The sequence below is a fragment of the Enterovibrio sp. FF113 genome (genome assembly GCF_041439165.1).
Taxonomy (GTDB): Bacteria; Pseudomonadota; Gammaproteobacteria; order Enterobacterales; family Vibrionaceae; genus Enterovibrio; species Enterovibrio norvegicus_A.
Genome location: NZ_JBGONO010000011.1, coordinates 125,046 through 140,067, shown reverse-complemented (window position 1 = coordinate 140,067; position 15,022 = coordinate 125,046). Strand labels below are relative to the sequence as shown.

The window sequence follows — 15,022 nt, the reverse complement described above, 5'->3', positions numbered from 1 at the left end:
TATCTAATGAATAAAAAAGTGACGATTCTGCATTGCTGGGTGTTAACTATTGCGCTTGGCAACCGCATCCGACAGCATTTGCAGCATTGTTGTTGTATCGTCCCAGCTTAAGCATGGGTCAGTAATCGACTGACCATAAGTTAGGCTATCAATCTTGTCTTTATCGACAGCTTGATTACCTTCTTCGATAAAGCTTTCTGCCATGATCCCAGCGATGTGCGTGTCACCATCAACAATCTGCTGACAAATATCGGCTGCAACATCGATCTGGCGTTTGTGTTGTTTTTCGCAGTTTGCATGGCTGAAGTCAACGACCAATCGCGGTACTAAATCGAACGTATTAAGATCATCAGCAGCACTTACCACATCTTGACGGTGATAATTGGGTTGATGACCACCACGCAGAATAACGTGACCGTAAGGATTACCGCTGGTGCGATAGATAGTCATGACACCTTGCTTGTCAGGCGAGCAGAACAAGTGAGAGGTTTGGCTTGAGCGGATCGCGTCAATGGCGATTTTGATATTGCCGTCAGTGCCATTCTTAAAGCCAACAGGGCAAGACAGTGCTGATGCCATTTCTCGGTGGATTTGTGATTCAGTGGTACGTGCACCAATCGCCCCCCAAGAGACCAAGTCGGCAATGTATTGGCCGGTGATCATGTCAAGAAACTCAGTGGCTGTTGGCATGCCTAACGTATTAACATCCAGTAAGAACTTACGCGCCTTGAATAGGCCTTCACGTAGGTTACAACTGCCATCTAAGCGAGGATCGTTGATCATGCCTTTCCAGCCAACAACGGTGCGTGGCTTTTCAAAATAGGTACGCATGATGATATGAAGCGTGTCGCGATGGGTGTCCGCAAATGCTTTCAAGCGTTTTGCGTAATCAAGCCCAGCATCGGGGTCGTGAATCGAACATGGGCCTACCACGACGAGCAGGCGGTTATCGCGTCCTGCTAAAATTTCTTCTGCTTGTTGACGCGCTTCCGCGATATGCAGTGCAACAGTATCAGAAAGTGGGGAAGCCGCTTCCACTTCTGCTGGCGTTGGCAAAGTGTCAACAGGTTGTGTTCTTAGTTCGTCGGTTTTAATCGGCATGGAAACTGCCTTCCTTACTTCATCGTTGTTGCGAAGCCAGTAAGATATCAAAATTTTGTACTTAGAAAAGCAAGGAGTTTATGTTTCAGCGATTTATTCTGCTTATTGCCGCAGATTTCGCCTATTCAGAGGAAATCTGCAGGTAACTTGTGCTGTGGCTTTCGCTAACATGTAAAACAAAAGACAATTTTGTTTTTTCACTTGTAACGTCTCAGTAGTCTGGGTATGTTTTGTATTAGACGTTCGAAAATCAGGCGGTTGCAAAAATACGCTGTCAAACGTTCGCTATCTATTTTATGCCGTTATGGCACGTTGATTTTTACAAGGCAGTATTGGTGCACTATGTCTCAAATGGATTTGACTTATTCTTACGTTCTTAAATCTCCCGCTCAACTTGATAATCCCGAACAGGCAATTGGCTTGGTGGCATTAGGGCCACTTTTCAACAATGCTGTTGGCGTGCATCCTGCTTCGTTGGACGATAAATCCCAAGCTGTTGAAACCCTGGTAGCCTTGCTTGATAAAACGTATCAGTGTAATCCTGACCGCCCACTCCGTGTCATGCTTAATGAGCAAAGCACGTTGGCTTTACGTGACCTTAAAGGCGGCGAGTCTGAGCCGAGGGAAGCAAACCCTGCGATGGGGTTACGCGGTGTTTCTCGCTTTGCCAGTGCGGTTGGAAAACCGGGTTTCGTGTTGGAATGCGATGTGCTTAAAAGTGCCATTCGCGATAAAAACCTACCTGTAGAAATTGTTGTTCCTTTTGTTCGTACGTCGAGCGAAGCGGCAACCATTATTGATTTGTTGGCAGAGCAGGGACTATGTCGTGGCGCGAATGGCTTGAAAGTGCTGGTGGCTTGCCAACTACCTTCCAATGCTGTGCTTGCCGAGCCCCTTTTGGCGTATTTCGACGGATTCGTCGTCGACGTCGACAATTTGGCTGCATTCACTTTAGGTGTGGATTTTTCAGACACCTCTTTGCCTCATGCATTCAATAAAAACAATGAAGCCATACGCAGTTTGATTTTAGATACCATTCGTAAAACGCAATTGGCAGAGAAGCCGATTCAAGTGCTCACTCAAGAGACGGATACTTCGATCATTGAGCTTGCAGAAGCGGCCAATGTGGAGTTGGTTTACCAGTAATCAAGCTTACTTGCTGCATTTAGACGCCACGACAATCGCCACCGATTGTCGTGGCGTTTGTCGTTTTGGAAAGCAACAGTTGTTTTATTTTCTTGTTAGCAGTCTTTTTGTGTTTAAAATTTCGCATCTTGATGCTGGTCGGGCAGATAAATCACCGTAAAACCGCCCAATAAAGAATCAATCAGCATGTGGATTCAAATTACTACAACCGTCGCTCGCATAAATCTCGTATACTGCGCGATAGTCAAAATGAATGAGCAAAACCTCGATGATTAAAATTGGTCAGTTGAACACTCTTACTGTTGTTAAAGAAGTTGATTTCGGCGTGTTTGTCGATGGTGGCGAGGACTTCGGCAATATCTTGCTGCCTAAGCGATACGTCCCGAAAGGCACACGACTTGGCGATGAAATTGAGGTATTCATTTATTTTGATTCACAAGATGAAATCATTGCGACGACCGAAAAGCCGCTGGCTCATGTGGGGCAGTTTGCGAAGCTAAATTGCATCAGCACAACGCCTGTGGGCGCGTTTCTCAATTGGGGGCTGCCGAAAGATCTGTTGGTCCCATTTAGCGAGCAGCGTATTCCTTTGCAGGAAGGCCGATCTTATTTGGTGTTTTTGTACATGGATAACGCATCAGGCCGTATTGTTGGTACGACCAAGTTCAATAAGTTTCTCGATAAAACGCCAGCTCGCTACGAGAAAGGCGAACAGGTTCATGTCACCATCGTGGAAGAAACCGATCTGGGTTACAAGTGCGCCATCAACGATGCGCATTCAGGTTTACTGTTTAAATCGGAAGTGTTTGGTAAATTGTTCGTCGGTAAGAGCTTGAGAGCGTATGTGAAGCAAATGCGTGAAGACGGTAAAATCGACCTGTCTCTGCAAAAGCTTGGTCGCGGTAAGCTGGATGACCTTTCTGAGAAAGTGCTGCATACGTTAGAGCTAAAAGGCGGATTCTTGCCAGTCAATGATAAGAGCAGCCCTGACGAGATCTTTGAGTTGTTCCGCACCAGTAAAGCGACGTTTAAGAAAACCATTGGTAGCCTTTACAAAGAGCGTCGAATTCGCATTGAACAAGATGGCATTCACCTCACCAAATGATTTTTGTTAGACGGCATTGATGCTAGAAAAAGCTGCTTCGGTGGCTTTTTTTGTGCCTGTGTGTTTGTGACTTTACGCGGATGAGGAATGTCTGAAAAAGACGAGAACCGTGAGATAAAAAGAGTCCGGAACGATTCCTGTTCCGGACTTAGGGGAATGGCTCGTTAGAGCCTTGCGCTAACTGGTTTTAATGGAGATTAATAACACTTCAAAATTTAGTCTGTGCAAGGCTGTCGTGCCGTTTCATCATTGAGACTTTTGCAATCAACTAGTCGATGAAAAGATTAATGTCTCTAACTAGCTCTCTAGGAAGGCCATTTTTGATGCGATTGCCTACCCATTTACCAATACCAATTGGCTGGTTTCGGTAGCATACAATCACTTCACCTTTCCCAATGCCGTCACTTGGACGTATATCTCTTCCCATATACCATTCTTTAGCATCTTGTGCTGTTAGTTCAACGCAGGATGGTTCTGAGCCATTAGCCAGCGCCATGATGGTTTCATGCTGCCAGCGGAATCCGTTTTTATGTGACTCTGCGAGTTTCAAGCCAATACGGTCGAATTTAATTTCAGGAAGCAAAGCTTCAATCGCCGCTGGGAATATCCACACTTCTTTATCGCGAAGCCAAACGTTGGAAGAGACGGGGGCATCTAACCCCAATGTTTCTTTCAGCGCTACACACACTGCATCTGCCTCATTTGGCTTGGCTTTTAGGAATGGGAACTTGCGAGGGCGTTTTTTGATCATTTCGCTGCCAACACTCGCGGTCTTTTTCAAGCGCGCTACGAAGAAGCCTTCACTGTCAAAGATCTGAGGGAAGACGTGCAAGAAGCCTTCTTCTGTGCAAGCCGCGTCTGCGCCATCAAACAAAGTGTTTAGTGGCTCAAACTCAACCGCATCACCAAAGGTTTCTTTGAGGAAGTAACAGACATGCTGGTTTTCTTCGTGGCTCAGGGTACACGTGGAGTAAACCATCATGCCGCCGGGCTTCAGGGCATGGAATGCACTGACAATCAGATCTTTTTGCGTATTCGCAATGTCGTTAACCGCTTCTAAGCTCCAGTTCGCAAATGCATCAGCATCTTTACGGATAGTCCCTTCGCCTGAGCAGGGGGCATCAAGTAAAATGGCGTCAAAGGTCTCTGGTAGCCATTCCCCGAACACGCGTCCATCGTATTTTGTGAGCGCTGCATTGTGCACGCCACACCGCAACAGGTTGGCATGAAGGACTTTCACACGACTTGCTGAATACTCGTTGGCAACGAGCAAGCCGTTATTGTTCATCTCAGCAGCGATCTGTGTTGTTTTAGACCCTGGCGCAGCAGCCATATCAAGAATGCGTTCCAGTGGGAGCCCATTTTCAAACAGTGCTGTCACAGGCAGCATCGAGCTTGCTTCCTGAATATAGAAAAGCCCTGCCATGTGCTCGGCAGTATTGCCGAGAGGAACCGTATCGTTCTCATCCTGGTCGATCCAGAAGCCGTTATCACACCATGGAACCGGAGTGAGGGTCCAGCTTTTCTCTGACGCACGTCGTTGGAAATCTTCGATCGACGTTTTAAGGGTGTTGACGCGAATGCTTCGGCGCAAAGGGCGCTTACAGGCGTCAACAAAGTCCGTCATGGAAAGGTGGGAAGGCAGGATTTGTTCTATCTGGTTCAAGAACAATGCTGGCATGTCGATATTTGGATGCACCGGAGCGGTCTCTCTTTGGAATTTCTGAACTGCGAAGTGTAAAAGGAAAGCGGCTGAGACGCCAGACGAAGCGCTTGCTGTTAAAGAAAAAGGCGCGAATCCAAGGGAGTTCACGCCTTTATGCCCGTATTTGTTAGTCGATAATTAGAAATAAGGGATAGCGGTTCGCCAAGATGTCCATTCCTCTTTTGGTTGCTTGTTAAGAAGGAAGTGCTGATCGGATCTCGCGGGTTTCGCCAGTTTGTCACCTTCCGGTGTAGCGAAGGATATTCCGCCTTTTATAATACTTTCTAGGGTACCACTTCGAACCGTCGCGCCAGTCAGACCAATGGAAACGTCGACACCGGATTGGTTCCAGAAAACCGTGTTGTTCCTTATTAGGTGTTTATAGTCATCACTGATCTTCACTTCAATTAAGACACGGTCGGCAAAGCGACCCAAACTCACATCAGTGACTGCGCCGACTTCGAAGTCACGAAACAATATGGGGGTACCAACATTAACGGAATCGCGATTTTCGCTTTCCAAAATGAGCGTCAATCCGCCCGCATATTCGGCAGCTTTGTGAAGCTGGAAGGACTGACGCTTCGCACCTTTACCAGGCACGACAGAAATGTAAGCACCAAACAATGAATCAAGATTCTCTGTTTTCGTTAAGCTAAGTGTTGGTTGAGCAACCCAAAAGTAGCTGGTTGCGCGTGCTAACTGCTCTGAAAACTCTGGATAGATTGTCGCATTTACAATGACACCACCATCTTTAAACGCAGGAGATAGCTTGTTAACTTCACCAACATCAACACCTTGGTAGCGTATCTTACTTCCTGATGAGAGGCCGCTGGCATCGTCAGCGGTGAATGTGAGTTTTAATCCGTAATTTTGAGCGGCGGTAAAGCTGTTATATAACTTCCAATGGGTACCAGTTTTGTTGTCGATACCTTTGATGTCACCAAAAGAGATCCCGCCCGCGACGATAGATTTAAGCGAACCCGTGTCAATCTCAACACCGGAGAGTCCTGCTTTGATGTCCACACCTGAATGATTCCAAAACACAGTGTGTGGTGTGATCAGATGATGGTAACGGTTGTCGATCTGTAGCGAGACTTTCACTTTATCTTGTGCCAATTCAAAACGCTCAACCTTTCCCACGGTGAAGTTTTTGTACATCACCGGGCTACCTTCAGACACTGACGGCAATTTGTTTGCCGTCAGTGTTATTCGCTTGAATCCTCGAAGTGCTTCTTTGGCGTTACGAGCAAGAATTTCTGATTCAAACAAGAGATATTCAGTTTTTGCTTTGCTATTCCCTTCGCTGGTAAAGCTGATGGTTTTGTCCACCATCTGAGCGAAGGTTGGAACACTGAATTCAATCCCTTCGGCACTCACATTTCCGTTAATACCCCCTAAAACAAAGAAGCGAGAATGGCTTTTTATGAGATGTGCATAGTCTGGATAAACAACAAGGCTGAGAGAAACGTCGTCAGCGTTCAGTTGTGTGTTGCTGACGAACCCTACTTGAATACCACGATAAATCACCTTGGTGCCTGTTTTTAGCCCCCAAACATTGTCAGAACTCAGTGTCAGAACGAGCGCACCAGGATCGTTAGCGATCATGCTTACGCTGGTCTTTGCCGTGAACTCATGACTTTCTTCACCTTCGCCCGGTTGTAACGATAATGTGTTTCCAGTGACTAGGTTTGCTAGGTGTTTCACACCACTCAAAGACAGCTCAGGCTTATCGATAATAAACTCAGTGCCCGCTGTTAATGTCCATGCCATTGAAGGGTTAATATTGGCTTTGGCGATAGTGCCAGAGAAGTTGTCATTAAAATGGATGCCATTCAGGCGGCCAATCTCCAAGCCTTGGTAAAGAATGGGGGAGTTTGGGTTGGTTATCCCGTGGTTCTCGGGCAGAGCAATAGTGATAGGAAGGCCACGGTCAGTATCGTTAATCGAGCTGTAAAGTGTGAAAACGTCTAAAGGAACGGCAGGTTCAGCATTTTTGGGAGAGTCAAAGGCAATACCGCCAGCGAGTACTGATGCAAGGTTTTCAACTTTAACGTCAATACCACCTAAGCCAATATCTGCGCTGACACCACTGACATTCCAGAATTTAGTGCTTTTTGTCACTAGCTTGGCGTATTCTTTCTGAATACTGAGTGACACTGTCACACCTTGATTGTCAGAGGTTAAACGATAGTCAACCACTTCGCCCACACGGATTTTTTTATAGTAAATACCTGAGCCAATATTTAATGACCCCAAATCCGGGGCTTGCAGTTGAATGTGTAAATTACCATCGCCAGAGGCATTAACAGGAGGCTCTTCTGCGGCAACAAAAGTGGTTCGCACTTCACCAATTCCTGGCTTAACTGCAATGTAGTTGCCAGTCACAAGGGCATCTAGCCCCGTAATGCCTGTGATTGATGCTTTTGGTCTAACAACCCAAAAAACAGTGTTCTGACGCAGGATTTTTGTTGCTTCTGGGTAGATGTCAGCTTGAGCTGAAATGCTTTTTAGGTCGTCAGAGAGCCTCACTTTTCTAACGATCCCGACTTCTAGGCCTTGATAGCGAATTGTGGTTCTTCCAGCCTCAATGCCTTGGGCGTCAGTAAAATGGATTTCGATACGCTCACCGGCTTCATTGACCGATTTGTACAAAAGCCAGCCTGCAAGCATGAAGGCGAGGGCCGTGAATATCCACAGAGGTGAAATGCTTTTATCTTTTTTCAATTGTGGTTCAGTCACTTGAGAATCTTCAACGTTGCTCATGTTTGTCCCAAATAAGTCGAGAGTCGAGGCTTTCAGCCGAAATCATGGTTAACACCACGACCAGCCCAAAGGCGATGGCGCCAGGCCCAGGAGTAAAATCGAGTAGGTTGCCACGGTCAATCAGTGAAACCATGATGGCAATAACACAGAGGTCCATCATTGACCATTTACCAATCCACTTGACGAAACGATACATTTTCATTCGCTGCCTGCGACCTATTGTCACTTTGAGGTGGATACAAATTAAGATGTATAGGAGGCCAACTATCTTTGCGACAGGCACGATGATACTGGCAGTGAAAATGATAATGGCAATGCCATACATTCCTTGCTTTATCAGACCTGCTACGCCTGAAAAAATGGTGTCTTCAAACCGTTTTCCGTTGCTCAACAGAATAGAAATAGGATAGAAGTTAGCAGGAAAGATAAATATGACGGCAGCAAGTAGAGATGCCCACGTTTTTTGGACGCTTTGAAAAACGCGAGATTCCAGCTTTGCACTGCATCGGAAGCAATGTTGATGATTGCTCTCTTGCGTTAACCCACAATGTTGGCAGCGGATCAGCGTTTCAGTTTTAAACGTGCGATTACCAACGTGATTGCTAGGTTTATTCATCTCAAAATCTTGCAACGCTTCATTGTTGATACTGTAGGCATCCCAATAACGTTTTGGGGAGATGCGAGACAACAAAAAGGCGACTAGCACTTGTAACATCACAAAGCTAAGCAACGCTGGCCCTACGGATATCTCCGCAATCTCAATCACCTTGAAGCCGGCAACCGCCAAGCTGACGAGAAACACATCGATCATGACCCAATGTTTAATGACTTTTAGGCAATAAGTGGCCACAAAAAGAGATTTGGCATGATGGAAAGACAAAGCCAAGTTTGCGCCTAAGATGGAAACAAGAAAAAGCAATGGGGCAAAGGCGGTACAAAAGATGACGAGCAGGCCAACAAAAGGGAAGGAATCCATTAAGGTAATGGCACCACTGGTTACCGTTGTGGAGAGTGGGACACCCACCAAGTTAATAGAAAGCAGTGGGAACAATTGTGCTGGGAAGAACAGAGCAAGTGCGGCGAATGCAATAGCCACTTCTCCAGACCGACTAAGCGAGGAGTTTTTAATGACACGAGAGTCACAGGTTGGGCAACGAGCACTGAAACCCCGCTGAACAGGGATCTCTTGCAATAGCAGATCACAGGAGGTGCATTTAAGCACGCGCATAGCGGTTTATTCCCCTAAGGTCGTTCGAATTACCCATAGATTGGGTATAGTTTATCACCCAACACGGCAAATATTGCGGTGTTGATATCGAGACCCTGTCCATGGGCTGCTTTGGTATACATGTATGCTGCAAATGTGCATCTTAATCAATCTGTTATTCAAGAACACGTAATTTTTGATAAAACATTGGTATAGCGTCGAGACAAATTGAGTGGCTTCATATTTTCGAGAACATTCAATCACACAAGTGATAACTGGATTAACGCACCATCTTAGCGTGACAACATTGAACCCTTGCTCAATAATCTTTATCTTATCTAACTTGGTCCAACTTGATCCAACTGGATGTAGTCACATATGGATAGTAAAACAGAATTTTACGCGCTGCTTTCCCGCCAAACTGTGTCTCTTATTGAGAATGAATCGAACCTTATTGCTAACCTTGCTAACGTTAGTGCACTCCTGTTTCAGTCATTAGATGACATTAACTGGGCTGGGTTTTATCTGGATGATGGCGAGGAATTGGTGCTAGGACCATTCCAAGGCAACACGGCGTGTGTGCGTATTCCTTACCAAAAAGGCGTTTGCGGAAGTGCGTTCAGTCACAAACGTGTTGAACGAATTGCAGATGTACATCTTTTTGATGGGCATATCGCTTGTGATGCACAAAGTAATTCAGAAATTGTTTTACCTTTGTATAAAGGCGAAAAATTGTTGGGTGTGTTGGACATAGATTCGCCAAAAATAGCAAGATTTGATCACCATGATGAAACCGGACTCACTTTATTGGTCAATGAATTGCAAAAACACCTCTAAATTTAAGGTTCTCTGTGGTTTTTCGGACACAGGTATCTATAATACGCAGCACTAAATTTGTTAACTCGTACACGATCTCTGTTGTCGCCGTTGCGCAATGAGACAGGAAGAAAAATGGAAAACACTGAAAAATTAGCCAACAGCAAGCAAGTTATTGCCTATATCGCTGAACGTTTCCCTGCATGCTTTACCCTTGAAGGTGAAGCCCGCCCACTGAAAATAGGCATATTCCAAGACTTGGCTGAACGTCTTGCTGATGATGCTAAAGTCAGTAAAACGCAACTTCGCGCGGCACTTCGCCAATATACATCTTCCTGGCGTTACCTTTACGGCGTAAAAGCCGGCGCTATTCGTGTTGATCTTGACGGCAACGATTGTGGTGAGCTTGAGCAAGAGCACGTTGACCACGCGCAAACTGCGCTAGCTGAAAGCAAAACGCGTGCAGCTGAGCGTCGTAAAGAGCAAGCTGCGAAAAATGGCGATAAAAAAGCCAGCTCGAAAGAGAAAAGAGCGCCAAAATCAAATAAATCAACAGCTAACCCAGCAAATTCTCGACCAGCTAAGGCAAAAAATACTAAGCTAGTTAAGAAGCCGGTTGAGCCACGTCGTGAACTCAAGGCTGAAGACATTGTCGTAGGTAAGGACGTAAACGTTAATATGGGTAATGGCAACATGCCCGCTACGATTGTAGAACTTAACAAGGACGAGGTTCGCGTTCGTTTGAGCAATGGTCTAACCATGCTAGTAAAAGCGGAGCACCTCAGTTCGTAAAGGAGATCCTTCGACGCATGATCTGTCGATTCCGCTTTTCCGTGATTGCTGCCAGCTTAATGCTGGTGGCGTCCACCCAAGCCTTAGAGGCTAATTACGCCACCGCTGAGCTGCCTACTCTGGTTTCAGAACCTCAGCATAAAGCTGCCAGCGTGCGGATAACGAGTAGTTTTGAAACGTCGCATTACAAGCAATTCCAGCTAAATGACGATTTTTCTTCTAATGTGTTCGATCGCTATCTTGAAACGCTAGACTTCAATCGCCTCTTCCTGACTCAGGTAGAAGTGGATGCGATGTCTAAGTGGCGTACGAGCATAGATGATCAATTGCGCTCTGGCGACACTTCCGCAGCTTATGACATTTTCAATACTGCATTGAAAAAACGTTTTGAGCGTTATCAGTACGCGCTTGCTTTGCTTGATAACGAAATTACGTTTGATGCAGAAGAAGAGATGTTGATTGATCGCAGTGAAGAGCCATGGGCAAAAAACACTGACGAATTGAATGAGCTTTGGCGTAAGCGTGTTAAGAATGACGCGTTGAACCTTAAGCTTGCCGGTAAGGCGTGGCCTGAAATTCAGGAAACCTTGTCAAAGCGCTACAACAGCGCACTTAAACGATTGATTCAAACCAAGAGTGAAGATGTTTTTCAGGTTTATCTGAATGCTTTCTCTCGTGAGGTTGATCCACATACCAGTTACCTTTCGCCACGAAACGCTGAACAATTCCAATCAGAGATGAATCTCTCTCTTGAAGGTATTGGCGCCGTGCTGCAAGTAGATGATGACTTTACGGTTATTCGTTCGCTTGTTGCTGGTGGGCCCGCATCGAAATCGAAAAAGCTTTCTCCTGGTGATCGCATCATTGGTGTTGCTCAAGATGATGAGCAGATTATAGATGTAATCGGCTGGCGATTAGATGATGTTGTTCAGCTGATCAAAGGACCGAAAGGAAGCAAGGTTGAGCTGCAAATCTTGCCTGAAGGTGCTAACGCTAAGAGTTACAACGTCACTCTTGTGCGAGACAAAATTCGCCTTGAAGACCGCGCTGTTAAATCTGAAGTGATTGAGCAGGAAAGCGCGAAAGTCGGCGTTATATCTGTCCCGAGCTTTTATGTTGGCCTCGCCGAAGATACCAAGAAAGAAATCGCAAACCTGAAGAAAGATAACGTAAGCGGTATTGTTATTGATCTGAGAAATAATGGCGGCGGTGCGCTTAGCGAAGCATCGGCACTAACAGGTTTGTTTATTAAGGGTGGTCCTGTTGTACAGGTTCGTGACAGCTATGGTCGTGTCAAAGTAAACGGCGATAGTGATAGCAAGATTTATTATGACGGCCCAGTCACAGTGTTGATTAACCGTTATTCAGCTTCTGCTTCAGAAATCTTTGCTGCTGCACTTCAAGATTACGGTCGCGCAGTGATTATTGGTGAGCAATCCTTTGGTAAAGGGACCGTTCAGCAACATCGCACGCTGCAGAAGATCTATGACTTGGGCGATAAACCGTTAGGTCATGTTCAATACACGATCCAAAAATTCTATCGCATCAATGGTGGCAGTACGCAGCACTTAGGTGTTGTACCTGATATTTCATTCCCAACAGCGGTTGATCCGGAAGAAACCGGTGAAAGTGTTGAAGACAACGCATTGCCGTGGGATAGCATTAATCCTGCTGCTTATAAAAAAGTTGGTGAATTGAATTCCTTGTTCTCTAATTTGGACAAGGCACACCAAGAGCGTACTAAAACGGATACTGAGTTTGGCTATATTCTGAGCGACATTGCAGAATATAAGGCTTTGAAGGACGATAATGCTATTTCACTCAATGAAAAAGCACGTGTTATCGAACAGGAAAATGCCGATACCAAACGCCTTTCTCGTTTGAATGAGCGTCAGGTGGAACTTGATAAACCACCGTTCAAATCGTTGGACGATGTACCAACAGATTATGAAGAGCCGGATGCTTACCTCGATGAAGCCGCATTAATTACGCTTGATTTGGCAAAAAAACTAAACAGTTAGTGTGATTCTCACAGTAACCAATCGAAAAGCGGGCTTATGCCCGCTTTTTCTTTTTTCAATAGAAGAAGTAACGAAAACGTTAACAAAATGAGCCCCTAATAGTGATATGTGTCTAAAATTAAAGTGATGCTATCAAGCGAAGGGGAAGCCAATGACAAAGTTCATCAGTCTATTTATTGTAATTTTCTCTGTATCATTGCCAATCAAAGCACAAGACCTCACTCAATTTGACTTCCCCTTGTTGATTGGCGATTGGTACTGGTTTAGTCCCGATCAGCAAGAAGGTACTGGAACGGATCCGGACGTAAAATACAAAGCGATTAATATCACATTCAGCTCAGACTACCAGTTCAATGTGAAGTTACTGAATAGCGATGGAACTGTTGAAGAAGCTAAAGGCTTTTACGATCTTGATGATTCTACGTTAGTGCTGAACGACGAATACGGTGATTCTCAACACCATGAATACCAACTTAATCACAATCAATTGATGCTAAAAGGTGCTCGGTTCACCAAAATTTTGCCACACAATTTGTCCGGCGCATGGTTTAGCGAAGTGATTAAAGGTAAAGATGTTGATGAGCAAGTCGAAAAGCTCGCACTGATGTTACGTCCTGATTTCTTGTTTTCAGTGAGAGTATCTGGAAAACAAGGGCAGCAAGTTACACATCGAGGCGTCTACTTTTTAGAGAATGACCATCTTGTTCTTATCTATCGAGGTGGTCAGCAAGATTCAGAATTTCAATTGGATTCAAATACGCTGACATTAACGAACACTGATTTTGGTATGGAAGCGATATTAAGACGTCAATGAGAGTAGAGCGGAATATCCATCAAAGTAAAGTACGGTGGTTGATGTGATTCAAGTGAAAAGAATGAAAAAGAAAGGGCGCTGTTCTCAGCGCCCTTTTTGCGAAAGAGAGGAATTAAATATTGAAGGCTTTTTTCAATGCGTTGAGATAATTGCTGTCTCGACAGATTGATTTTCCGGGCTCATCCGAAATTTTCGCAACAGGTTTACCATTGCAAGTGACAAGCTTAATGACAATGTTAAGTGTTTCTACTTCAGGTAAGTGACAAGTCAGCTGCGTACCGATCCCAAACGACGTATTAATACGGCCTGAGAAATGGTGATGGATATCGAGCGCTTTTTCTAGGGTCAGTCCATCAGAAAAAATCAGCGTTTTTTCCATCGGATTGATATCTAGACCTTGATAATGCGCGATCGCTTTCTCACCCCAAGTCATCGGGTCTCCACTGTCATGACGTAGTCCCGAAAACTGTTGACTCAAATACGGCGTGAAGTCTTTAAGAAAAGCGTCCATGTTAATGCAATCAGTGAGTGCGATGCCGAGTTTTGTCGGGTATTCCTGTAACCATCGGTTAAGTGCAATTTGTTGTGAATCGGCTAAATCGCCCGCCAGTTGTTGATGTGCCTGGAACCATTCATGGGCTTGCGTACCCACGGCGGGAATACCATGCTTTGCAGCCAACAAAAGGTTCGATGTCCCAGCAAAGTGGATCGAATGATGCACCAGATGATCCACGATGGCATGATGCACCGCTTTCGAAAAGCGGCGACGAGTACCAAAATCGACAAACTGAAACGCTTTGTCTGCATTGGAAAGGGCACTGTGCGCCGAGAGGGTGTTTAACTTATTATTGAGTAAATCAACAGCATGTTTGGCGTGTGTGTCTGGGTATTTTTCGTGACAACGTAACTCGCAAATTATAGCCAATAATGGCACTTCCCATAGGATGATATCGAGCCATTTACCTTCGATACGAATAGCAAGTTGCTTGTCTTCAATCGACACGGTGACATGGTCCGCACTGAGTGAGAACGTTGAAAGAAATGTAAGATAATCAGATTGATAAAGCCCAAGAGTTGAAAGAAATGTCACATCACTTTCTGTAAAAGACAGATTCGCAAGTGATTGAATTTCAAATTCCAATCGAGTTTTTAATGAAACAAGACTTTCATCGCTACGGCAATGGAACTCAGCAGTGGCAACAACATCAGGATAGTGATGAAAGATCGCCTGCTGCATATTTAGTTTGTAGGCATCCGTGTCTAATAATGACGAAATAATGGGTGTGTGCATGCCTGATTTTATACCTCGAATCGGGTGTTGGCTGAACGTTGGCAATTCTCGCCCAGTTGCGCCAGGCAGTTTTATTTAAGGGTGCAAATTTAACGTCAAACTAGGCAGTCTAGTCAACCTATAGATAATATGATCTCCATCTATTCTTCTAAACGTTAAAGTGCGTTTGGTTATTTGCTGCTCAGCCAAGCTATAGCAATACACTGGCTTAGTGAGTATCTTAGGTGAATACTCCGATTTTTTAACAGGCTGCTGGTGGAA

Annotated in this window: 11 protein-coding genes; 6 read left to right on the top strand and 5 right to left on the bottom strand. The window is 45.1% G+C overall.

All coding sequences use genetic code 11. From position 1 onward, the window contains the following. Positions 1-42 precede the first annotated feature (42 nt). A complete protein-coding gene (locus ACED36_RS10930; RefSeq protein ID WP_016962180.1) occupies positions 43-1,101 on the bottom strand; it encodes a 3-deoxy-7-phosphoheptulonate synthase in 1,059 nt (352 codons plus the stop codon). A 342-nt stretch (positions 1,102-1,443) separates the two neighbouring features. Between ACED36_RS10930 and ACED36_RS10925 the strand changes: the two genes are divergently transcribed. After that, positions 1,444-2,247: a putative PEP-binding protein gene (locus tag ACED36_RS10925; protein WP_016962179.1), complete on the top strand. Its 804-nt coding sequence runs from the start codon at positions 1,444-1,446 to the stop codon at positions 2,245-2,247. 268 nt (positions 2,248-2,515) lie between these two features. Continuing rightward, positions 2,516-3,352 (top strand): S1 RNA-binding domain-containing protein, encoded by an 837-nt coding sequence (locus ACED36_RS10920; protein ID WP_016962178.1) that lies wholly within the window; start codon positions 2,516-2,518, stop codon positions 3,350-3,352. Between the two features lie 268 nt (positions 3,353-3,620). Here ACED36_RS10920 and rsmF read toward each other — a convergent pair whose 3' ends face one another. The 3 genes from rsmF to ACED36_RS10905 form a co-directional block, all read right to left on the bottom strand. Further along, positions 3,621-5,051 carry a 16S rRNA (cytosine(1407)-C(5))-methyltransferase RsmF gene (gene rsmF / locus ACED36_RS10915; RefSeq protein ID WP_026023785.1) on the bottom strand — a complete coding sequence of 477 codons (1,431 nt, stop codon included), beginning with the start codon at positions 5,049-5,051 and terminating at the stop codon, positions 3,621-3,623. A 144-nt stretch (positions 5,052-5,195) separates the two neighbouring features. Beyond that, positions 5,196-7,820, bottom strand: coding sequence for an MlaD family protein (locus ACED36_RS10910; protein WP_371733251.1), 2,625 nt, complete (start codon positions 7,818-7,820; stop codon positions 5,196-5,198). Further along, on the bottom strand, positions 7,807-9,048 hold the full coding sequence (locus ACED36_RS10905) for a paraquat-inducible protein A (protein ID WP_016962175.1): 1,242 nt from the start codon (positions 9,046-9,048) through the stop codon (positions 7,807-7,809). The genes ACED36_RS10910 and ACED36_RS10905 overlap by 14 nt, the downstream gene beginning before the upstream one ends. Positions 9,049-9,405: 357 nt before the next feature. Here ACED36_RS10905 and ACED36_RS10900 point away from each other — a divergent pair, with 357 nt between their 5' ends. From ACED36_RS10900 to ACED36_RS10885, 4 genes are all read left to right on the top strand, one after another. Beyond that, positions 9,406-9,864 carry a GAF domain-containing protein gene (locus ACED36_RS10900; protein ID WP_017002783.1) on the top strand — a complete coding sequence of 153 codons (459 nt, stop codon included), beginning with the start codon at positions 9,406-9,408 and terminating at the stop codon, positions 9,862-9,864. A gap of 114 nt (positions 9,865-9,978) precedes the next feature. After that, complete coding sequence (gene proQ, locus ACED36_RS10895; RefSeq protein WP_017002782.1) at positions 9,979-10,635, top strand: RNA chaperone ProQ; 657 nt, start codon at positions 9,979-9,981, stop codon at positions 10,633-10,635. A gap of 17 nt (positions 10,636-10,652) precedes the next feature. Then, positions 10,653-12,656, top strand: coding sequence for a carboxy terminal-processing peptidase (gene prc / locus ACED36_RS10890; RefSeq protein ID WP_017002781.1), 2,004 nt, complete (start codon positions 10,653-10,655; stop codon positions 12,654-12,656). A 151-nt stretch (positions 12,657-12,807) separates the two neighbouring features. Then, positions 12,808-13,470: a hypothetical protein gene (locus ACED36_RS10885; RefSeq protein WP_017002780.1), complete on the top strand. Its 663-nt coding sequence runs from the start codon at positions 12,808-12,810 to the stop codon at positions 13,468-13,470. A gap of 112 nt (positions 13,471-13,582) precedes the next feature. Here the strand turns inward: ACED36_RS10885 and pncB are convergent, their stop codons facing one another. Continuing rightward, the gene (pncB, locus tag ACED36_RS10880; RefSeq protein ID WP_026023784.1) at positions 13,583-14,761 is read right to left on the bottom strand and encodes a nicotinate phosphoribosyltransferase; all 1,179 of its coding nucleotides are present in this window, start codon (positions 14,759-14,761) and stop codon (positions 13,583-13,585) included. Positions 14,762-15,022: the final 261 nt, after the last annotated feature.

Excerpts from the sequence above, each read along its gene's own strand:
- ACED36_RS10930 (WP_016962180.1), bottom strand. The coding sequence starts at position 1,101 with ATGCCGATTAAAACCGACGAACTAAGAACACAACCTGTTGACACTTTG.
- ACED36_RS10925 (WP_016962179.1), top strand. The coding sequence starts at position 1,444 with ATGTCTCAAATGGATTTGACTTATTCTTACGTTCTTAAATCTCCCGCT.
- ACED36_RS10920 (WP_016962178.1), top strand. The coding sequence starts at position 2,516 with ATGATTAAAATTGGTCAGTTGAACACTCTTACTGTTGTTAAAGAAGTT.
- ACED36_RS10910 (WP_371733251.1), bottom strand. The coding sequence starts at position 7,820 with ATGAGCAACGTTGAAGATTCTCAAGTGACTGAACCACAATTGAAAAAA.
- ACED36_RS10905 (WP_016962175.1), bottom strand. The coding sequence starts at position 9,048 with ATGCGCGTGCTTAAATGCACCTCCTGTGATCTGCTATTGCAAGAGATC.
- ACED36_RS10900 (WP_017002783.1), top strand. The coding sequence starts at position 9,406 with ATGGATAGTAAAACAGAATTTTACGCGCTGCTTTCCCGCCAAACTGTG.
- proQ (WP_017002782.1), top strand. The coding sequence starts at position 9,979 with ATGGAAAACACTGAAAAATTAGCCAACAGCAAGCAAGTTATTGCCTAT.
- prc (WP_017002781.1), top strand. The coding sequence starts at position 10,653 with ATGATCTGTCGATTCCGCTTTTCCGTGATTGCTGCCAGCTTAATGCTG.
- ACED36_RS10885 (WP_017002780.1), top strand. The coding sequence starts at position 12,808 with ATGACAAAGTTCATCAGTCTATTTATTGTAATTTTCTCTGTATCATTG.
- pncB (WP_026023784.1), bottom strand. The coding sequence starts at position 14,761 with ATGCACACACCCATTATTTCGTCATTATTAGACACGGATGCCTACAAA.